The 20,195-nt window shown below is 29.2% G+C and carries 23 protein-coding genes; 2 read left to right on the top strand and 21 right to left on the bottom strand.

Annotated elements, in window-relative coordinates; genetic code table 11:
* Position 1: 1 nt before the first annotated feature.
* Complete coding sequence (locus ACI48P_RS07055; protein ID WP_475214779.1) at positions 2 to 877, bottom strand: MurR/RpiR family transcriptional regulator; 876 nt, start codon at positions 875 to 877, stop codon at positions 2 to 4.
* A 121-nt stretch (positions 878 to 998) separates the two neighbouring features.
* Positions 999 to 1,241, bottom strand: a complete 243-nt coding sequence (locus ACI48P_RS07050) for a MurR/RpiR family transcriptional regulator (RefSeq protein WP_475214778.1) — start codon at positions 1,239 to 1,241, stop codon at positions 999 to 1,001.
* Between the two features lie 369 nt (positions 1,242 to 1,610).
* On the opposite strand from ACI48P_RS07050, the gene ACI48P_RS07045 reads away from it, so the two are divergent.
* Positions 1,611 to 2,906: an aminotransferase class V-fold PLP-dependent enzyme gene (locus tag ACI48P_RS07045; protein WP_475214777.1), complete on the top strand. Its 1,296-nt coding sequence runs from the start codon at positions 1,611 to 1,613 to the stop codon at positions 2,904 to 2,906.
* 133 nt (positions 2,907 to 3,039) lie between these two features.
* On the opposite strand, the gene ACI48P_RS07040 is transcribed toward ACI48P_RS07045, so the two are convergent.
* The 3 genes from ACI48P_RS07040 to ACI48P_RS07030 are packed head-to-tail and all read right to left on the bottom strand — an operon-like array spanning position 3,040 to position 7,009.
* Positions 3,040 to 4,218: a cation diffusion facilitator family transporter gene (locus ACI48P_RS07040; RefSeq protein ID WP_475214776.1), complete on the bottom strand. Its 1,179-nt coding sequence runs from the start codon at positions 4,216 to 4,218 to the stop codon at positions 3,040 to 3,042.
* Positions 4,219 to 4,271: 53 nt separating this feature from the next.
* Positions 4,272 to 5,615 carry a TldD/PmbA family protein gene (locus ACI48P_RS07035; protein WP_475214775.1) on the bottom strand — a complete coding sequence of 448 codons (1,344 nt, stop codon included), beginning with the start codon at positions 5,613 to 5,615 and terminating at the stop codon, positions 4,272 to 4,274.
* A gap of 2 nt (positions 5,616 to 5,617) precedes the next feature.
* Positions 5,618 to 7,009, bottom strand: coding sequence for a TldD/PmbA family protein (locus ACI48P_RS07030; RefSeq protein ID WP_475214774.1), 1,392 nt, complete (start codon positions 7,007 to 7,009; stop codon positions 5,618 to 5,620).
* Positions 7,010 to 7,243: 234 nt separating this feature from the next.
* On the opposite strand from ACI48P_RS07030, the gene ACI48P_RS07025 reads away from it, so the two are divergent.
* Positions 7,244 to 7,765: a 2'-5' RNA ligase family protein gene (locus ACI48P_RS07025; RefSeq protein ID WP_475214773.1), complete on the top strand. Its 522-nt coding sequence runs from the start codon at positions 7,244 to 7,246 to the stop codon at positions 7,763 to 7,765.
* Positions 7,766 to 7,925: 160 nt separating this feature from the next.
* Here the strand turns inward: ACI48P_RS07025 and ACI48P_RS07020 are convergent, their stop codons facing one another.
* From ACI48P_RS07020 to ACI48P_RS06945, 16 genes are all read right to left on the bottom strand, one after another.
* Positions 7,926 to 8,129: a helix-turn-helix transcriptional regulator gene (locus ACI48P_RS07020; protein WP_475214772.1), complete on the bottom strand. Its 204-nt coding sequence runs from the start codon at positions 8,127 to 8,129 to the stop codon at positions 7,926 to 7,928.
* An 83-nt stretch (positions 8,130 to 8,212) separates the two neighbouring features.
* Positions 8,213 to 8,647 carry an HTH domain-containing protein gene (locus ACI48P_RS07015; protein WP_475214771.1) on the bottom strand — a complete coding sequence of 145 codons (435 nt, stop codon included), beginning with the start codon at positions 8,645 to 8,647 and terminating at the stop codon, positions 8,213 to 8,215.
* 76 nt (positions 8,648 to 8,723) lie between these two features.
* Positions 8,724 to 9,359: a Type 1 glutamine amidotransferase-like domain-containing protein gene (locus ACI48P_RS07010; protein ID WP_475214770.1), complete on the bottom strand. Its 636-nt coding sequence runs from the start codon at positions 9,357 to 9,359 to the stop codon at positions 8,724 to 8,726.
* Positions 9,337 to 9,822, bottom strand: coding sequence for a GNAT family N-acetyltransferase (locus ACI48P_RS07005; protein WP_475214769.1), 486 nt, complete (start codon positions 9,820 to 9,822; stop codon positions 9,337 to 9,339). The genes ACI48P_RS07010 and ACI48P_RS07005 overlap by 23 nt, the downstream gene beginning before the upstream one ends.
* A gap of 86 nt (positions 9,823 to 9,908) precedes the next feature.
* Complete coding sequence (locus ACI48P_RS07000; protein WP_475214768.1) at positions 9,909 to 10,802, bottom strand: SPL family radical SAM protein; 894 nt, start codon at positions 10,800 to 10,802, stop codon at positions 9,909 to 9,911.
* 29 nt (positions 10,803 to 10,831) lie between these two features.
* Positions 10,832 to 11,317, bottom strand: a complete 486-nt coding sequence (locus ACI48P_RS06995) for a hypothetical protein (protein ID WP_475214767.1) — start codon at positions 11,315 to 11,317, stop codon at positions 10,832 to 10,834.
* Positions 11,318 to 11,372: 55 nt separating this feature from the next.
* Positions 11,373 to 11,720 carry a DUF134 domain-containing protein gene (locus tag ACI48P_RS06990; protein WP_475214766.1) on the bottom strand — a complete coding sequence of 116 codons (348 nt, stop codon included), beginning with the start codon at positions 11,718 to 11,720 and terminating at the stop codon, positions 11,373 to 11,375.
* Positions 11,721 to 12,076: 356 nt separating this feature from the next.
* Complete coding sequence (locus ACI48P_RS06985) at positions 12,077 to 12,913, bottom strand: sulfurtransferase (RefSeq protein ID WP_475214765.1); 837 nt, start codon at positions 12,911 to 12,913, stop codon at positions 12,077 to 12,079.
* Between the two features lie 25 nt (positions 12,914 to 12,938).
* Entirely contained in the window at positions 12,939 to 14,366 is a 1,428-nt protein-coding gene (locus ACI48P_RS06980) for an MATE family efflux transporter (protein ID WP_475215031.1), read from the bottom strand.
* A gap of 24 nt (positions 14,367 to 14,390) precedes the next feature.
* Entirely contained in the window at positions 14,391 to 14,885 is a 495-nt protein-coding gene (locus ACI48P_RS06975) for a flavodoxin domain-containing protein (protein WP_475214764.1), read from the bottom strand.
* A gap of 187 nt (positions 14,886 to 15,072) precedes the next feature.
* Positions 15,073 to 15,198, bottom strand: coding sequence for a hypothetical protein (locus ACI48P_RS06970; RefSeq protein WP_475214763.1), 126 nt, complete (start codon positions 15,196 to 15,198; stop codon positions 15,073 to 15,075).
* 213 nt (positions 15,199 to 15,411) lie between these two features.
* Positions 15,412 to 16,662 (bottom strand): ABC transporter permease, encoded by a 1,251-nt coding sequence (locus ACI48P_RS06965; protein ID WP_475214762.1) that lies wholly within the window; start codon positions 16,660 to 16,662, stop codon positions 15,412 to 15,414.
* Positions 16,662 to 17,576, bottom strand: a complete 915-nt coding sequence (locus ACI48P_RS06960; protein ID WP_475214761.1) for an ABC transporter ATP-binding protein — start codon at positions 17,574 to 17,576, stop codon at positions 16,662 to 16,664. Before ACI48P_RS06960 ends, ACI48P_RS06965 begins: the two co-directional genes overlap by 1 nt.
* A 133-nt stretch (positions 17,577 to 17,709) precedes the next feature.
* Positions 17,710 to 18,303, bottom strand: coding sequence for a thiamine phosphate synthase (locus ACI48P_RS06955; RefSeq protein ID WP_475214760.1), 594 nt, complete (start codon positions 18,301 to 18,303; stop codon positions 17,710 to 17,712).
* A complete protein-coding gene (gene thiH / locus ACI48P_RS06950; RefSeq protein WP_475214759.1) occupies positions 18,303 to 19,406 on the bottom strand; it encodes a 2-iminoacetate synthase ThiH in 1,104 nt (367 codons plus the stop codon). Before thiH ends, ACI48P_RS06955 begins: the two co-directional genes overlap by 1 nt.
* Positions 19,407 to 19,408: 2 nt before the next feature.
* Complete coding sequence (locus ACI48P_RS06945) at positions 19,409 to 20,185, bottom strand: thiazole synthase (RefSeq protein WP_475214758.1); 777 nt, start codon at positions 20,183 to 20,185, stop codon at positions 19,409 to 19,411.
* Positions 20,186 to 20,195: the final 10 nt, after the last annotated feature.

Below are 20,195 nucleotides of genomic sequence, written 5' to 3'. Positions count from 1 at the left end.
TTTAGTAGCTCCTACCTTTTATTAGCATATTTATTATATCAAGCCGTTCAGTAGCTATTTCAAAATTTTTAGATAAAAGACCCATATACAGAATATCTACTATAGCCAGTTGCGAAATACGTGATACCATTGTTTCACTATAGAATGTTGATTCCACATCACCAGTATAAAAAACAATATCTGCATACTCAGTAATTGTTGATGCCTTATAGTTTGTTATTGCTATTGTTTTAGCTCCAGATTTTTTTGCAATTTTTAAAACGTCAACAGTATCAATAGTTTTACCAGAGTGAGATACTGCTATTGCAACATCTCTATCTGTTAAATTACTTGCATAAATTTGTTGTATATGATTATCTGGATATGATCTACAATTTAGTCCTATACGAATTAACTTATTCATAATATCACTTGCAACGCTTCCAGAATTACCTACTCCATAAACATCTATAATGTTTGCATTTCGGATTATATCAATAGCTTCATTATATTTTTCAAATTCCATTAGCTTTAATGTATCTTCTAAAGCCTTAATTGTCATTCCTATCATTTTTTGTGGAATATCTTCTAACTTTTCATCTTTTTCTATATGTAAATCTAGTAATAAATTAGTTTCATTTTTTTCTTTTATTGATTCTCTGCCCCAATCTTTCATTAAGTTCATCTTAAATTCAATATATCCATTAAATCCTATTTTCTTTACAAATCTAATAATTGTTGGTTCGCTTACCCCTGTATTTACAGATAATTTATTAAGGGACATCGTTGATACAGCATAACCATTTGATATCACAAAATCTGCAACCTTTTTTTCTGAAGAACTTAGGGCATTATACATATTCTTTATTTTCTGCTCATACGATTCATTATTTTTCAATTTATACACATCCTTAATCCTAGTAATTTTTATTAATTATGTAGTAGTGAAAATACATTATTTATAAGTAATCATCAATATTTATTAAGACAAACCTATAGTAATGATTTTATGAAATATATTATTTATAAAAATCTTCTAATAGCTTCATTTTAAATTGTGTGTATCCATTAAACCCAACTTTTTCTACAAAGCTAACTATTATATTTTCACTTACACCTATATCTATAGATAATTGACTTAACGTCATTATTAACACTGAATAAGAATTTGATAAGATAAAATCTGCAACCATTTTTTCTGAATTGGTTAGATTTTCATATGCACCCCTTATTATTTCATCATAATATCTTCTATTTTTCAATTTATCTTCTCCCCCCCTATAGTAATACAAAATTGCTCACCAAGACAAAATACATTTAAAATGTTTTATTTTTTATTTACATCACCTGTAAATGTTATTCTATATCACTAATTTAAATTTGTAAATAGTATTACTACATTTTAATAATCCTTTTGTAGTTATACTACGATGTGTATAAGTTGATATTTTATTTCTTAAATATCATTAAAATCTAATATATTTAAAATTACCTAGATGTCCAATTCTAAAATATACATTTGGTTAAGTTGGACTATAAACTAGAACTTATTTTAACTATACTCATATAGTGATATTAAGTAAGTTTTTATGTTAAATATTCTTTACTTAATATCATATGGAGGTTATATCATGAGTCCCAACTTTAGAAATCTATTTGTAGGATTAGAAACACCCGTTCTCCTTGAAAATGGCATGCCTACAATACCTATAAACTTCGACAATGGTGCCACTACTCCACCTTTAAAATGTTCCTTAAATGCAATAATAAAAAATGCACAAACATATGGACCAATTGCAAGAGGTGCAGGTCAAAAAGGCGAACTATGTACAAAGAGATATGAAGATGGAAGAAACACAATATTAAGCTTCTTTAATCTTGAAGGCAACAACGATTACACTGTTATTTACACAAAAACTACCACTGAGTCCATAAATATTCTAGCAAATGTTTTGATAAAAGATAAAAGCGAAAAAGTTTTAACAACAAGAATGGAGCATCATGCAAATGATCTTCCTTGGAGACATACAGCAACTGTTGAGTACGTAGATGTAGATAACTATGGAAGGATAGGTTTAGAAGCAGTAGAAAAGAAATTAATTGAAAGTAAGGGCAAAATCAAATTTGTAAGTATAACTGGAGCTTCAAACGTAACTGGTTACGCTAACAATATTCATGGTATTGCAAGATTATGTCATAAATATGGTGCTAAAATAATTGTTGACGCTGCACAACTTGTAGCTCACAAAGAAGTTAATATGAAGGGCAATAATCCCAACGAGCAAATTGACTTCTTAGTGTTCTCTGCTCATAAAGCTTATGCTCCTTTTGGCTGTGGTGCTATAGTTGGCTTAGCAAAGGATTTATTTGAAAATGAGCCGTTCTTAAGAGGTGGAGGTTGTGTAGATGCTGTATTTGATGATTCTATAATATGGAGCCAACCACCATCACGCTTAGAAGCTGGAAGCCCTAATTTCTTAGGAGTTATGGCTATGATTCGTGCATTAGTAGAGTTGAAAAAAATTGGTTTTGATAAAATCTATAGCCATGAAATGGAAATAAAAGATTATCTAATAAACGAAATGAAACAAATACCAAACTTAGTTTTATACGGGGATGTTGATAATACATTAGATAGACTAGGTGTTATCACTTTTAACTTGAAAAACATGAAATACAATGAAGTTTCAAAAAAATTAGCTGATAGATATGGAATAGCTACAAGATGTGCAAAATTCTGTGCTCATCCTTATGTATATAGATTATTAGGTGTAAGTGATGATGAAGCTTATGAAGAATTTATGACTTCAGAGGAAAATAACACGTCTAGTAATAATGGTTTAGTTAGAATAAGTCTTGGATTATATAACACTTTAGAAGAAGCTGAAACTTTTATAAATGCATTAAAAGAAATATCTAATTCTTAATAAAATCATAATAAAAAGTGGCTATCTATACATTTTGATAACCACTTTTATTTTATATAAAGTTGTTTAAGCATTAACATTCATTTTCTCTTCATATAGTTTTTCAAAATGAATTCTTTTCATATCAAGATGCTTATATATATTCTCGATCTACAGTAATAATTGACTTATACTGTGGATGTACTTTTTTAATTTTATTACCGATCTCTGTTATTAAATCATCTTCACTAATATCTTTACCAATATCACCAGGGTTAACTACTATATCAAAAATTAGATTCTTCTTTTCATCATCTCCTACGATTCTAAAGTCATGAATTGATTTTACAAAAGGATAATCTTCTAAAATATTTTCTACCTCTTCTCTAGCTACTGTTATTTCCTCAGTTTCTACACATATTGGATCCATATGAATTACAAGATAAATATTAAGTTTTTTAGAAATCTCTCTTTCAGCTTCATCAATAATATCATGTATTTTCATAATATCAATATTGGCAGGTATCTCAGCATGAATAGAAGCCATACATTTACCTACACCATAGTTATGAATTATTAAATCATGAACACCTGAAATATGTTCATATGATAAAACACCTTGGTTGATATCCTTTACTAATTCCTCATCTGGCGCTTCACCTAAAAGTGGACTTATTGTTTCTTTAACTAATGTGAAACCAGCATAAAGTATTGCTAAAGAAACTAGTATACCAATATATCCATCAATAGGAAGGCTAGTGAATCTAGTAGCTAAAAAAGAAACTACAACGCAACTTGATGTAAATACATCTCCCATAGCATCAACAGATGCTGCCCTTAAAGCAGATGAATCAATTTTATCTCCTACAAACTTATTGAATCTACTTAGCCAGAATTTAATAAATATTGATACTAATAATAGTATAAATGGTACAATCTCAAAAGTTATACTTACAGGATTAAGTATTCTTTTTATAGATGATTGAATAAATTGCACACCTACGAGCATTACCATAAATGCTACAATTAGTGCAGATATATACTCTACCCTTCCATGGCCAAAGGGATGTTCTTTATCTGCCGGTTTTGAAGCAATTTTAAATCCAACTATAGTAATAATTGAAGATGCCATATCAGAAAAGTTATTAAAAGCATCTGCTGTTACTGCAATACTTGAAGTTATCATACCAACAGAAAATTTAACTAAAAATAATAGTAAGTTAGCAAAAATACCTACCATTCCTGCTAAATACCCATACTTATTTCTAACAGTTTCATTTTGGGTATTTTCACTATTTTTAACAAAAGTTTTTACTAATAATTGTGATATCATAAAATGTCACTCCCATCTTAAGTTATAGTATTTGTATTAATCTAGTCTTTTATTTATTTTCCTGCAACAGATAATTCTTTTACTATAACAGAAGGCGATCCAACGCTACTTAATGGGAATTTTAAATCATTTCCAATTGCTTCTATATCTTTTAATAAATCAAAGTAATTCCCTGCCACAGTTATTTGCTCAACTGGGAATGCTTTTTTTCCATATTTTATATAAAATCCTTTTGCTGCCAATGAGAAGTCTCCAGTTATTGAATTTGCACCAGAGTGAAGTCCTGCAAAATCTGTTACCATTAATCCTTCTCCAACTTCATTCATTAAATCTTGTAAGCTTTGACTTCCTTTTTCAATATAGAAGTTAGTTGGTGAAATTCCAACAGGTGAAGCATATGAAGCTTTAAATCCATTTCCAGTTGTTGCTACATTAGCTTTATTTGCAGTTTTTAAATTATGAAGTAAAGTTATTAATTTACCATCGCTTACTATTTTTTTCTTGTACGTTGCCACACCTTCATCATCAAATGGCGTTGATGCCAATCCATCATTTAATAATGGATCATCAACTATTGTAACTATTGGTGATGCTATTACTTCTCCTTCTTTACCTTTTAATAAAGATAATCCTTTTTGTACTGCATCTGCACTAAAAATATCTGAGAAAGTACTTATTAATGAAACCATAGCTTCATTATTTATTATTGTTTTATATTTTCCTGATGATATACTTTTTCCGCCTATTTTAGATAGTGCATCTTCTACACCTTCTTTAGCAATTATCTTAGGGTCTAAATCCTTTAAAGATAATGCAGTAGCATATCCCATACCATCATATTTATCTTCATTTTCTTTAACTATAGGCACTACATATCCTAATAATAGGTTTCCTTTATTGTTTAACTCTAATCCTTTAGTGTTGTATATTCCATAATTTGAAGAACTATATGAAACCTTACATCCACTTATATTAACAACCCTATCATTATATTCTTTAGCTTCTTTTTCTAAATCTAGTGCAATATCTATTAATTTCTTGGCATCAATATTATCTATTTCTTCAGAAAATGTTCTAACTCTATCATAGTTATCATCTCCATCATAGATAAATTGTGTGTCATCATTTTCTATTGCTAAAGCACCTTCTTTAGCATTTTTTACTAACATTTCAATAGTTACTTCATCCATAATTTCTGTATATGAATAACCCATCTTTTCATTTATCTTACCTCTAAATGATAATCCAAATGATTTATCTAAGTTATATTTTTCTACTTCCCCTTCATAAACAGAAATACTTAAATTTTCACCACTTGTAAAATATATTTCACATTCTTCAAATCCTTCTAATTTAGCTTTTTCAAATAATAAATCTTTAAATTGTAAAAATTCCATAATTATTCCTCCGATCTTCCGCCAACAGTAATTTCTTTAACTCTTATCATAGGCTGACCTACATTTGTTGGAATACTTCCTGATACCGAACCACACATTCCTTGTGCTTGCTTTAAATTATTTCCAACCATATCTATATTCATAAGAATTTCGCTACCTTTACCTATTAAACTAGCGCCTCTTACAGGCTCCACGATTTCACCATTCTTTACAATATATCCTTCTGATACTGCAAAGTTAAATTCACCAGTAACAGGGTTAACAGAGCCTCCACCCATCTTCTTAGCATATAATCCATTGTCTATAGATTTTATTATATCTTCTGGATTATCGTCTCCTGCAGCAATATATGTATTTGTCATTCTAGAAGTTGGAGCATATTTATAACTTTGTCTTCTTGAACTTCCCGTAGGCTCCATGTTCATTCTTCTACCATTTAATTTATCTACCATATATGACTTAAGTATCCCATTTTCTATTAAAACATTCTTCTTGGTTGGATTACCTTCATCATCTATGTTAGCAGATCCCCAATAATTTGGTATAGTTCCATCATCTATTGCCGTAACCTTAGTAGATGCTATTTGTTGACCTAACTTATCAGAAAATACTGAGTTACCTTTTGCAACAGAAGTAGCTTCTAATGAGTGACCACAAGCTTCGTGGAATATTACTCCTCCAAACCCGTTGTCTATTGCTACCATCATATTTCCAGCTGGACAGTTTCTAGCATTTAACATAGTGTGAGCAACTCTTGCAGCTTCTCTACCATAGTATTCAGGATCTATTTCTTCAAATAGTTCAAACCCTTTACATGCTCCTGGTCCTTCAAAACCAGTTTGATTTTCACTACCCTTAGATGCAACAGCACTAACAGATAATCTTGTTCTAACTCTTCTATCTTCAACAAATAGACCTTCACTATTAGCCACTAATATCTTTTGATCTTTGTCTAAGTAATTAACACTTACTTGTGAGATTTCTGTGCTATAATCTTTTGCACTCTTATATGCAGTCTTCATTACACCTATTTTTTTATTATAATCTACTGTATTTGGATAAAGCTTTATATTATGAATGTTATTTATGTTAACCTCATTATTAATGTATACTGTAGTATCTTCCTTTAGCTCTCCTAAAGCTAGTGCCGCCTTATAAGCTGTATCTAAAAGAGAAGAAAGTGAATTATCATTAGTAAATGCATAAACACTTTTAAATCCTTTAAATATTCTTATCCCTATACCGTAGCTTCTGCCTCCAAGTGCATTTTCTACCTTATTGTCTATTAATCCAATATTATTACTTATAGAATCTTCTTCAAATATTTCTGCAAAATCTCCACCTGTTACTAAGCACTTTGCTAGTACCGAAGAAGCAATTTCTTTTGATATCATATAATACCTCCTATGCTTTTACTTTACTATAAATAATAACAGATTTTCCCAGTCTATAATATTATATCTTTAAAATTTTTTAAAATGAGATTCAAAATAAACAATGAAATAAACTTAAATTAAATGTTAGCACTCTTATTTCAAATTATTAATATCTCATTTTATGATATAATTTTCATACAAATATAGAATATTAATATATAAGTAAATAAACAAATAGATGGAGTTGATAGAATGAGATATGTTGTAGTTTCTGTTGTAAAAGACAAAGCCGGAAACTTTAATAATAATTTAAGAAAAGAAGTATATGAAAAATTCAAAGCAAGATCATCAAAGCTTCCAGCCCACTTTACTATTAAGGCACCTTTTGAAAGTGATGATATTACACAATTAGAAAATGTCCTTGATAGATTTTGTACGGAAAATAAATCAGAGCCTTATAAAATAAAAGGCTACGACCATTTTGATAATCGAGTAATTTTTATGAGGGTTTTAATGAGTAAAGAAGGCAACGAATTGCATGATAAACTTATTGAAGCTATGGATAAGATTGACTATATAAAGTTTGATCCTCACGATGGCAAAGGTAAGATTTTTCATGTTACTATATCTTCTAAAAAGATACAATCTATATATGATAAGCTTTGGGATTATGTAAATAAGATACCTTGTGATTTTGAGTGTAGCTTTGATAATGTGTCCATCTACAAATGGGAAAATAACACTTGGGTATTACATAAAGAATACTTATTATAAAATCATTAATTATAAATTATATTAAATACAAAAGTTGTACATTAAAACACTTATTTGTTTTAGTGCACAACTCTTATTTTTATTTACCTATTTCTTTCTCAAATACTATTTAATAACAATATGTTACATATACACCAGAAGCTGAAAATACACTATCTACCTAAAATTCAAATATAAACAATTCTTCAATAGGAGTTCTTAATTCCTTTGAAATTCTTACAGCTAACTCCAATGATGGGTTATATTTTGCATTTTCTAAACGAGCTATAGTTTCTCTTCTAACATTAACTTTGTTGGCTAATTCTTCCTGAGTTAGACCATTAAACAAACGATATTTCTTCAAATTACTGATAAACTTTGTCATAAATAAATCCCCTTTCACTAATGTGATATATTTATATCTCTATATTGCATATATATCACATTGAGTTTTATATTATGACTAAATTAATAAGTATAAGATGTATTCTTAAATATAACTAATAATTGAGTTATACACGCTCCTAACCTGTACTTAACCTCTATTGGCACATCTATTTCATCATTTAAAAAGTCTCTAACATATTGTTCATCAATATTACCAAAATTAGCAATAGACTTAGTTGAAATCTTGTATCCATCAATCAATACCTCCAAATGGGCTTTATACCTAAAATCTGGTGAATCAAGGGACATATAATCTAACATTAATGCTTTAATAGTCCATGAATTCCAGTGTTCAAAATCATTAAATAGTTCATATTCATACTTCTTATAATCTCTTAGTTTAATTTCTTCTACCCCAAATAAATTTGATAGTAATTCCCAAGACAAATCATAATCATTTACTAACCTATTAAGTAAATCTTCAATATAATCTCCATCAATTTTTGTCGTATTCATCTATCTATCCCCCTTCATGCATTTATTTTTATATTTTTTATCTGTTAGATTTATCTCTAATAATAACAAATAAGTCTTAATCAACATTTTCGTATTTATAGCAAGTCCCATAAATCTCTAAACTATCCTCAACTACCTTGATAAACCCCTCATCACAAAGTCCATAAATACTAGCATATCGTGATGCCTCATAAATATCTTTCATATGTTCATCATCAGTAGTATCTAAATGTGGTTCAACATTAATGTCTACAAGTCCAATACCATCATAAATAGTCAACTCAGTAATATTCTCTCTCAAATCTTTAGCAATTACCACTCTATTAGCCATATTTATAGAACCAGCACTCATACCAATAGTAATTCCATCTCTTCTCTTCAATGCTGGCATTAAATTATATTCCCTCAAATACTCAATTTGCTTAAGAGTATCTCCTCCAGAAATCCAAACAACATCTGCACCGTCTATAAATTCTATTGCCTTTTCCTCTGAAATTCTGTTGTCAATAGTATAAGCTTCATTAAACACAATACCATTGTTTACAAACATATCTAAAAATATATCCCTATATCTATCATTTTTTGTATGCTCTGTAAAATCTGATGTAACAAATGCAAATAATCCATTATTTTTATAATATTCCTTTATACACTTAACCAAATCATCAGTAAACCCATTTGGAAATCCACTAGTTAATATCGATACTTTCATTTTCACACCTCATAACATAAAATTCACCTACCCCTAAACAAGTTTCTTGAATTTTTTTATCAACAATTTCAAATCCTTGTGACTTATAACATGATATAGCTCTTTCATTCCAGCTTCTAACCTCAAGAATTACAGGCTTTTTAGGATATTTTCTACTACTTTTTTCTAAAGCTAACTTAGTTATCTCTTTTCCATATCCCTTACTACAATAATCTGGATTTATACCAATACCAAAAAACACAGATTCTCCCTCATCTAGCAAGTTTACAAAACCAATTATCTCCTTACTATCATTAATATAAGCAGTAAACCTTTCTCTTTTCTTTTCATCACACAAAGAATAACCTTCCTCTACCATTTCATACCAGCTTGGCAAATTATATATCTTATATTCCCCTTCATAGTTCCAAGCTGATATTTCTTTTGCTTGATCCTCAGTCATTTTACACTCTATTAAATTCATATTATCTCCCCAATACCCTCTTATATATTTAATAATAAACTATCTAATATTTACCTTTTTATTAACTTCCCTCATTTATTAATTAATTAAAACCATGATATTTGGTCTTGTTTATAATTACTTTTATAATCTTCTATAATATCATCCATCTTATATAATAGATTATACTTTTTACACTCTTCAACAAATATCTTCCACAGATCTTTTGATTTTAATGAGCCACAAGAATATCTCTCTCCATATGTTTCAATATATCTTTTGACAAGATTTTCATCTTTAAATTTCTTTCTAAGTTGATCAAAATAGTACTCTCTTTGATTGTTTCTAAGAGTAACACCTAAACCATAAGAAAATACAAACCTTGCTCCACACTCATGCGCTTTCTTTATAATATTTCTAATATTATCTTCTGTATCATTAATAAAAGGTAATATAGGCATTAATAATACACCTGTATAAATTCCATTATCACTTAGCTTTTTAATTGCCTCAAATCTCTTAGAACTAACATCTACTCTTTGCTCTATCTTTTTACAAAGCTCATCATCATATGTAGTAATTGTAATCTTTACTATTACAGGTGAGTGTTCTTGAATTCTTTTTAATATATCAATATCCCTTGTAATCAATGAACTTTTAGTAATTAAAGATATGCCAAATCTATACTTATCAACAAGTTCTAAAGACTTTCTAGTTAATTCAGTATTTCTCTCGATTGGATTATAAGGATCACTCATTGCTCCTGTCCCTATGATACCTTTTTTTCTTTTATTTTTAAGTTCATTGTCAATAATTTCTGTAGAATTTTCTTTAACTCGAACTCTGTCAAACTCAATAATTTGATAACAGCTACTTCTAGAATCACAATATATACATCCGTGACTACATCCTCTATAAATGTTCATATTGAAATCTAGTCCAAACCATTTATCTCCACCTGCATTACTAGTAATTACGTTTTTTGCTTTAATTTCTTCCATTTGATTCTTCCTTTTGTTTTGAATATATATTATTTAAAATACTTTCCATAAGGTCTATAATTATTCAACTCAGATATAGTCTCATCTAAATTATTATAGTTTTTCTCAAGATCTTCTCCTATTATATTACTCAAATAATCATGTAACTTTTGACCACTTCCATGCATTATAAAGCCTGTAAAATGAATGTTGTCTTCACTTTCTAACATTATTACCACTAATTTTCCAGTAGTTATTTTATACATATCGTCAAACATGATATTTAAGTCTACATCTTCTCTGTTTTTGTCTAAGTACTCTAATGTGATTTTTAGTTCTTCTTTTTCTTCAGCACTTAATATGCTTTGTATAACACCCTCATCATCAATTTTGTAAGTCTTGACTATATCCTTAATATCCTCATCACCATAATTAATACTATTCAGTATATCATATCCATCTATCTCTACAGTCTTATATTTATTAATTAGTATTTTGCTTACTTCTTCAATAGTATATATTTGTTTATTTTCCATATTCACCTCATAGATTTTTATAAGATTTCTTACTTATAATTTTAAACTGAATATATTAAATATCCCCAGCCTCTTCTAATTTCATAACTTTATTAGATCCACACAATGGGCAAGTTATTGATTCTTTTGTATAATCAATTTCATAAATTTTAGAACATGTTGCACATCTAAACTTACATTTTGTATTACATATTTCTTCAATAACTTCTGGTTCCTTACATATTAAGGTTTCTTTATTTTCACATATTGCATACGTAAGTTTCTTTCTAGTTTCTTTTAAAATTTTTCTAAACTCACTTTTAGTCATTCCCATTTCTTTTGCACAATCTTTATCTGCTAAGTTGTCTAAATCCTTTAGCGTTATAACCTGAAGCTCCAATTGACTTATTGTTTTTCGCTCCATATTAAGCCCCCTCTTAACATTATTATAATAAAATATATGGTTGCAAATTGTCTTACAATCCAAATAATCAATATTTTAATATATAAAAATTGTCTTTACTCAAGTGGCTACAAAAAATTCGCTCCGCTCATGTCGCCAACGTCTGCTCGGCAAGCTCACATCCCGTTGCTAAAAACTTTTTTACTTACATTTATACATTGGTATCCCCTAATTTCATGAGTTACACACAGGTTAAGAGTTATTATAATTTACTTGTACGTAAAAAAGGATATAGAATAAAAGTTAAATTAACTTTATATTCTATATCTTTAATTCTAGGTTTGATTAAATTTTTCCTTCACACAAGTATTGTAGACTTAGTTTGTTTCAACAATATTATCTTCATAGCTTATCCAGTCGCTAAAGCTTCCAGCATATAGTTTATGATTTATTCCTGCTTGGCTTAATGCTAAACTATTAGGGCAAGCTGTTACGCCTGAACCACAGTATACTATTACTTCTTCATATTTTTTTAAATCATCAAAGTGAGACTTTAATTCTTCTTCACTTTTTAGATTCATTTTTTCATCTTTTTTATTTAAAATATCCATCCAAAAATAATTTAGGGCACTAGGTATATGACCTGCTTTTTTATCTACTGGCTCAAATTCACCTTTATATCTAAGATTTTCTCTTGAGTCAACTATTGCTACTTGGCTTTTATTTAGTCTTTCCTTAACATAATTCATATCAACTCTCATATCTTCTTGTACATTAAGGTTAAAGCTTCCTTTATTTATAGAATTGGTTTCTGTTGTTGTTTCTCCACCGATTTCTTTAAAAGCATTTATTCCACCATCTAACACAAATACATTTTCATGACCTAGATATTTAAGTATCCACCATAATCTTGAAGGTCCCGCTAAATCGCCTTCATCATAAGCAACAACTATTGAGTCATTGCTTATTCCAACAGCTTCAAATACTTCTTTTAACTTATCTATAGAAGGTAATGGATGTCTTCCACCATGTTCTTTTACCTCACTAGATAAATCTTTTTCTAAATCTATTCTTTGTGCTCCTTTAATATGTTCATGTTCAAAACACTTTTTACCATATTCCTTATCCATCAAACTAAATCTGCAATCTAATATAACCAGATTATCATTATTGATATTTTCCTTTAAATAACTTGCACTAACAATGTTTTTCATAGTCTTCATCCCCCAAGTTTATATTTTATATTAATTCAAATTCAGCTTCAGAGCTTACTTTTTCATTTTTACTATCTATAAATAATCTTCCTAATTTATATAACCATATTAGTATACTTAACATTAGTATACCCTTTAATATACTACTTATAGTAATACTCCACCATATTCCATTTAAACCTAATATTTCAGGCTTAGATAGTAAATATGCCATAGGAATTCTTGCACCAGTTAAAGTTATACTAATTGTTGAAGGTATATAAGTTCTTCCTAAACCTTTAAATACTGCAGAACTTATAATTTCAATGCACATAAATAGTTGTGAGAAACCTAATATTCTTAAATACTCAGCTCCCTTTTCTATTGCATCTGCTTCAGAAATAAATATTTTAAATATTTCACTACCTCCAAAGACTAGTATAGCAGTAGTTAAAACTCCCCATATTGATGCAACAAGTATTGCAATCTTACAACCTTTGATTATTCTATCCTTCTTTTTAGCTCCATAGTTTTGACCAACAAAACTTCCAAGTGCCACTGCAAGTCCCTCAGCACTCATCCATGAAATTGCTTCAATCTGAGAGCCAACCTTTTGCACTGCAACAGCTACTGGACCAAATGATGCTACTATAACGCCTATCCCCATAGAAAATACTGTAAACATTCCACTCTGTAGTGCAACAGGTAATCCTAGTTTGTATAAAATCTTATAATAGTTACATTCTATATTTCTAAATAGCTTAATTTTAAAGTATTCTTCTTTACTTTTTATTATCATTGAAATAAATGATAGTGCTACTACTACTTGCGCAATTACAGTTGCTAGTGCTGCTCCTGCTACTCCAAGTGCTGGTATAGGACCTAATCCAAATATAAGAATTGGATCTAATACAATATTTGTAACTAAACCAATTGTATTTATCCTAAATGGGATTTTACTGTTACCCATACCATTAAAGATACCTGTAAATACTGGGTTAATAAAGTAAAACACCATTCCTAAGCCTACAATAACTAAATATTGCCTAGACATAGAAATAACCTCAACATCACCAAGATTAAATAAACCTACCAATTGGCTATTAAATGTAACCATAACACAAGTATATAAAAGTGCTAAAATTATATTTATTTCTATAGCTGCTTTGATATATGATTTAGTAGTTTTAATATTATTTTCGCCTATACTTTGTGCTACCTTTATTTCTCCGCCTACCTTTGAAATCATAATAAAAGCCATAGCCAACCATGGATAAAATCCTGCCGTTCCTACAGCTGCTACAGCTTTACTTCCAGCTTTTCCAACCCATATCATGTCTATCATATTGTATCCCATTTGGATAAATGAGGTAGCCATTATGGGTAAAGAAAGCTTTATTAACTTTTCTGCAATCTTTCCCTCTGTTAAATCGATTCTCCCTTTCATATTCAACCTCAATTTCTTTAACCTTATTAATGTAATTCACTGTATTTTAATCTATAAATCTACTTTTAATTTGTTTATTTCTTTAGCTAGATTAGTAATTTTTTCTTCACTTAGGTTATCTATTCCAGGATTAAACTTTTTTGCTATACCAAATACTACTTTTGTGAAAAAGCTTAGTTTATCAAGGTTAACTTCTCCACCTACGCAAGTTGAAAACCTAGAACTATTTATTATCTTCACTGGAAAATTATTTGAAAATAACTCTTTTATTTTAGATTCGTCTCTTTCGCCAGCACACATATAGATGTATAGCTCTTTTTTAATTATATTATCTTGCTCTTTTTCTGCCCAAGTTTTTAACTCATTAGGAATATTCCCAACTTTAATCCCACAACCTATTATTAATTTATCTACTTTATCTAAATCTATATTTTCTATATTTTTTGCATCTACTAATTCGACAGCCCCTGCAATCTGTTCTCCCAGTACTTGTGCTACTTTTAAACTAGTTCCATAATGGGTTCCATACACAATAACGGTGTCCATAGACTTCTCCTTTCTTCAATCATGATAAAAACATTTACTCCTATTATATCATATTCATTCGTTTGTTTTTGTAGACTCCTGCAAATTATTTTAACTTATTTTTAATATTTGTACAAACAAAAAAGACATAGGTGATTACCTACGTCTTAGTTGTATATATATTTTAATCATCATGGAGGACTAAAACTTACTTGCACTCAAGTATAGTCTTAGTTGTATCTATATCTTTCGCCACACATCTTTGGCTGTTAATTCTCTCATTTACTAATAAAAATGCTGATATTCCTTTTATTGTGCTTAATATTTTTTTCATAATCTTATTCTCCTTATATTCCTTTTGCTTTATCTTTATCATCCGTCGTTAAGTATATTGTATACAATATACTGTATAAAGTCAACAACTTATTATAATAAAATTTTCATCTGTTAAAAAAGTCAATAAAATAGTAATAATAATTAAAATTAAAATAGGGAAGATTGAACTTTTAATTGTTCTCTCTTCCCTATTTTAATCTATACTAAATATTTATTTTTCTTTTTTAAGCCACTTTAAAGCATTTTTAAGTTTTATTGGATTACCATACATTAATGTAGCCATCCTGTATATCTTAGCACCACCCATTCCTGCTAATACTGTTGAAGCTATTAATATTATTGCAGAAACTATAAATTCTATTGATGTAACAGCTCCAGTAGAAACCCTTACTATCATTGTCATTGGAGATGCAAATGGTATATATGAGCAAACCTTTAATAAAGTACTATCACCATTAGTTAAACCAAACATACTTATGAAGAATACTATAATAAATATCATCATTACTGGAGCAACACTTGTTCCTATTTCTTCTGTCTTTGAAACTAAAGCTCCTAGTGCTCCAAATAAGAATGAGTAGAATAAGTAACCTAGTATTCCAAATATAGCAAATGTTACTATTATTTCAGATGGTATTTTGAATACATTATCAAGCATACCATTCCATGCATGGCTATTTACTTTATATCCAATTATAGCTGATGACATAATTACTCCCACTTGAACTATACTTGCTATTGCTCCTGCTATGACTTTACCAAAAATTAAAGTGTTAGTACTTGTACTTGTAACTAAAACCTCAATCGCTCTATTACTCTTTTCAGCAGTAATTCCCATAGCAATCAATTGACCATACATTAAGATCATCATATAAATTACAAATACTAATACATAGGCATAGAAATAATTATTTGCACTATCTTTTCCTAATATCTCAACATTAGAAACTATTTGAGTATTATAAATTCCATTTACTTTGTTAAAGTCCATACCTTGACTAGTTATTTGATTTTCTCTATACTTTTGAATTAAATATTCGTCAAAGATTTGTTTATTTACATCATTAAATTTTGTATTTTCAACAATATAGTCATACTCAGTTAAACTTTTCACACTGAATCCTGCTTCAATTTCTTGATTTTCTACTAAATCCTTTAATTCATCTTGTGTTTTAACTAATTTCCAGTTTGAGTTTGGGAAATATGCATTTAACTCTTCTTCATTAAATGAAATATTACCTTCATCATATATTGCAAAATTAGATTTATCTTCTTCTTTAACTTCTTCTACTTTACTTTCATCATTGTCTAAAAATGGAATTATTGATGACATGTCTATAAAATTGGGTAATGATAAACCAATTATCATTACTAAAGAAATTAATATTGTGCTTATTATAAAAGATTTTTTTTGAAAGTAGTTTCCTAGCTCAAATTTTAATACAGTAATAAATTGTCTCACTATTCTTCACCTACTTTCTTTACAAATATATCTGTTAAATCTGGCTCATATATAGAAAACTTTTCTATGTCTATATTTGCTTTTAATATATTTTCTAAAAGTTGGTTTTTGGTTGTATTATTAACTAACTCTAGTACAAGATAATCACTTTTGCTTTCAGCTACAATTGCTAAATCTTTAAACTTGTCATCAAGTATTGATTTTAATTCATCTAATCCTAAATCATTTCCACTTAATATTAATCGATTGTTACCATATTCTTTCTTTATATCCTTAAGATTTCCATTCAATACAATCTCACCTTTGTTAATTATAGCTATCTCTTCACAAAACTCTTCAACATAACTCATTTGGTGACTAGAAAATATGACTAATTTATTTTGATTTATCAATTCTCTAACAGTATCTTTAAGTACTTGTGCATTGACTGGATCAAGCCCACTAAATGGTTCATCAAGTATAACTATTTCTGGGTTACATACCAAAGTTTGTGCTAATTGCACTTTTTGCTGATTTCCTTTTGATAAACTATCTAGTGTTCTATTTGCATACTCTTCAATTCCTAGCTTTTCAAGCCATATTTTTGTACTCTCTTTTGCTTTCTTAGCTGGCATTCCCCTTAACTCTGCTAGATAAACTATCTGTTCTGTAACTTTTTTCTTAGGGTATAACCCTCTTTCTTCTGGCAAATATCCAATTTGATAGTCGTTAGGCTTAAACCTCTTTCCATCTATTAGTATTTCTCCTGAATCAGCTTTAAAAACATCCATTAGTATACGAATTGTGGTAGTCTTTCCTGCACCATTACGCCCTAATAATCCAAGAGCCCTTCCACTTTCAATAGAAAAAGATATACCATGTAGTACTTCATTCCCTGAGAAACTTTTCCTCAGATTCTTTACTTCTAATCTCATATTGTCCCCCTTATGCTTTGTAAGATTACCTACTATAAACTATAACTCAGTACTAACTATATTTCAATAAATTAAAAAAAAAGGAGCAACGGCTCCTTTTCAACTATTTTAATTTATGTTTAATTAAATAACACTATATTGTATATTCGTTAATAGTTTTACATATGTTATCACTCTTCATGATTGTTGACATAACCGCAATATCATCACAGTACTTAAGTGTTTCTCTAACATTACTTGGTAAAATACCACCTAATGCTACTAATTTAAATTCCGAACTTTTAATTATTTTTTTTGCATCTTTAAGAATTTCTAAGCCTTTAGGCTCTAATTCTTCCTTACATTTAGTCTCATATATATGGGATAAAAATACATAATCAGCTCTTCTCTTTTTAACTTCTTCTATATCTTTAATACTATGAATTGATACTCCTATTAACTTATGTAAATTAAGCATTCCCTTATTAAAATAATCAATATAAGAATCAAAGGATAAATGAATTCCATCTCCTTCAACTCTATTAAAAACTTCAAAATTATTATTTATTATTATTTTACATTCTTTATTTACTATCTCTTTCACCTTATAGTAAAGCTCTTCAAGTTCTTCATTAGGCAAGTCTTTTTCCCTTAACACTATGTATTTTACTCCATAGTCTGAAGCTTCTTTTAAAACCTCTAAATACCTACTTTTATCACACAAATGTCTATTAGTAATCAAATACATTAAAATCTTACCCAATCTTTAAATATTGGCTGATAGTTTATAGATTTAAGCATGTTCTTAACTTCAACAACACTACTTTCATCACTTATTTCAAATTGTGCAGTATCTTCTTCACCTTGAGAATGACCTCCAACATTTGTTGATACTCCTGCACTTAATTTATTTACGCCAAGTGGGACTAAGTTTTTACGAAGGCTTAACCCCTCTCTAGTAGAAATGTTTATTCCACCTTGGTTATCAAATAATCTCATTACAATTATTGCTTGCACCAAGTCTCTATCATTTACATCTACTAGTTTTTCATAACACCCTTTAAATGGTCTCATTCTTGGTGTTGAGTAAGATAGCTCCACATGTGGGTATTTATCTCTTAAATATCTCCCATGCATTAATGTGAAGAAGGTTTCTTTTCTAAAGTTATTGAGTCCAAGTAAAGCACCAATTGATATGCTTCTCATACCTGCCATCGCTCCTCTTTCTGGTGCATCTAATCTATATTTAAAATTAGATTTTGGTCCTTTTACATGTACTTCTTTGTATATGGTCTCATCATAAGTTTCTTGATATACTGTCAGTCCATCTACACCTTTTTCTACTACATGTTGGTATTCTTCAACATCCATAGGATAAACTTCAATTGCTATAGATGGAAAACTATCTTTAAGGTTCTCAACTGCTTCACCAATGTACTCAACACTTGAATGAACTTTACTTTCTCCTGTTAGTAACAATAAATGCTTAAATCCTTCTTTAGATATTTCATTTCCTTCATTTCTTATTTCTTCCATGTTTAATTTCTTACGCTTTATACCAGAGTCTATATTATAGCCACAGTAAGTACACTTATTTACACAAAAGTTTGCAATATACATTGGCGTATATAATAGCACCGCTTTACCAAAGTGTCTACTTGTTATTTCATTAGCCTTCTGTGCCATTTTTTCCAAGTGGATAACTGCCTTGTTAGATAATAAATTTAGTAAATCATATTCATCTAACTTATTTTTTTGCAAGCTTCTAAGTACATCTTCTTCACTTACATTTTCAAAATATTTATCAAAATCAAAATTTCTGTATTTATCTATCGTTTCATAGAAACTCATATCTATACACCTACCTCACTTAAAAATCCTGTAAGGGGTGAAGATGCATTTGCAAAGTTGCTTACTGCACCTGTTTTAGCTAAATAAGCTTCTCTACCACCTTCTACTGCTAACTTAAAAGCCTTTGCCATTTTTATAGGGTCACCTGCACTAGATATTGCAGTATTTACAAGTACCGCTGCTGCACCCATTTCCATAGCTTCCATTGCTTGAGATGGCTTACCAATACCTGCATCTACAATAATTGGTATATCAAGTTCATCTATCATTATTTGAATCATTTCTTTCATTTTAAGACCTCTATTAGATCCTATAGGTGCTCCAAGAGGCATAACTGCAGCTGCTCCTGCTTCTATTAATCTTTTACCTGCATAAAGGTCTGGGCTCATATATGGAAGTACTATAAATCCTTCATCTGCAAGAATTTTAGTAGCTTTTATTGTTTCTTCATTGTCTGGTAATAAATATTTACTATCACTTATTACCTCTATCTTTATAAAATTACCACATCCCATTCTTCTTGCTATCCTTGCTATTCTAACAGCTTCCATATGGTTTGTTGCACCTGAAGTGTTAGGAAGTATAGTCATATCCTTTGGAATATATGTTAATATATTTTCTTCTTCATTATCTAAATCTACTCTTCTAAGAGCCATTGTAATTATTTCACTGCTACTTGATTCTATAACCTTTGGCAACATATCATTTGACGAATATTTCCCTGTACCTATTAATAATCTACTGTTAAATTCAATTCCACCTAATACTAACTTATCCATCGTCTTCCCC

It is taken from the genome of Romboutsia sp. LXY-2, from assembly GCF_056171995.1.
Note: the sequence above shows the minus strand (reverse complement) of the source record. Positions and strands in the feature narration are given on the sequence as shown.

Coding starts and splice junctions, on each gene's coding strand:
- ACI48P_RS07045 (WP_475214777.1), top strand. CDS start 1,611: ATGAGTCCCAACTTTAGAAATCTATTTGTAGGATTAGAAACACCCGTT.
- ACI48P_RS07040 (WP_475214776.1), bottom strand. CDS start 4,218: ATGATATCACAATTATTAGTAAAAACTTTTGTTAAAAATAGTGAAAAT.
- ACI48P_RS07035 (WP_475214775.1), bottom strand. CDS start 5,615: ATGGAATTTTTACAATTTAAAGATTTATTATTTGAAAAAGCTAAATTA.
- ACI48P_RS07030 (WP_475214774.1), bottom strand. CDS start 7,009: ATGATATCAAAAGAAATTGCTTCTTCGGTACTAGCAAAGTGCTTAGTA.
- ACI48P_RS07025 (WP_475214773.1), top strand. CDS start 7,244: ATGAGATATGTTGTAGTTTCTGTTGTAAAAGACAAAGCCGGAAACTTT.
- ACI48P_RS07020 (WP_475214772.1), bottom strand. CDS start 8,129: ATGACAAAGTTTATCAGTAATTTGAAGAAATATCGTTTGTTTAATGGT.
- ACI48P_RS07015 (WP_475214771.1), bottom strand. CDS start 8,647: ATGAATACGACAAAAATTGATGGAGATTATATTGAAGATTTACTTAAT.
- ACI48P_RS07010 (WP_475214770.1), bottom strand. CDS start 9,359: ATGAAAGTATCGATATTAACTAGTGGATTTCCAAATGGGTTTACTGAT.
- ACI48P_RS07005 (WP_475214769.1), bottom strand. CDS start 9,822: ATGAATTTAATAGAGTGTAAAATGACTGAGGATCAAGCAAAAGAAATA.
- ACI48P_RS07000 (WP_475214768.1), bottom strand. CDS start 10,802: ATGGAAGAAATTAAAGCAAAAAACGTAATTACTAGTAATGCAGGTGGA.
- ACI48P_RS06995 (WP_475214767.1), bottom strand. CDS start 11,317: ATGGAAAATAAACAAATATATACTATTGAAGAAGTAAGCAAAATACTA.
- ACI48P_RS06990 (WP_475214766.1), bottom strand. CDS start 11,720: ATGGAGCGAAAAACAATAAGTCAATTGGAGCTTCAGGTTATAACGCTA.
- ACI48P_RS06985 (WP_475214765.1), bottom strand. CDS start 12,913: ATGAAAAACATTGTTAGTGCAAGTTATTTAAAGGAAAATATCAATAAT.
- ACI48P_RS06975 (WP_475214764.1), bottom strand. CDS start 14,885: ATGGACACCGTTATTGTGTATGGAACCCATTATGGAACTAGTTTAAAA.
- ACI48P_RS06970 (WP_475214763.1), bottom strand. CDS start 15,198: ATGAAAAAAATATTAAGCACAATAAAAGGAATATCAGCATTTTTATTA.
- ACI48P_RS06960 (WP_475214761.1), bottom strand. CDS start 17,576: ATGAGATTAGAAGTAAAGAATCTGAGGAAAAGTTTCTCAGGGAATGAA.
- ACI48P_RS06955 (WP_475214760.1), bottom strand. CDS start 18,303: ATGTATTTGATTACTAATAGACATTTGTGTGATAAAAGTAGGTATTTA.
- thiH (WP_475214759.1), bottom strand. CDS start 19,406: ATGAGTTTCTATGAAACGATAGATAAATACAGAAATTTTGATTTTGAT.
- ACI48P_RS06945 (WP_475214758.1), bottom strand. CDS start 20,185: ATGGATAAGTTAGTATTAGGTGGAATTGAATTTAACAGTAGATTATTA.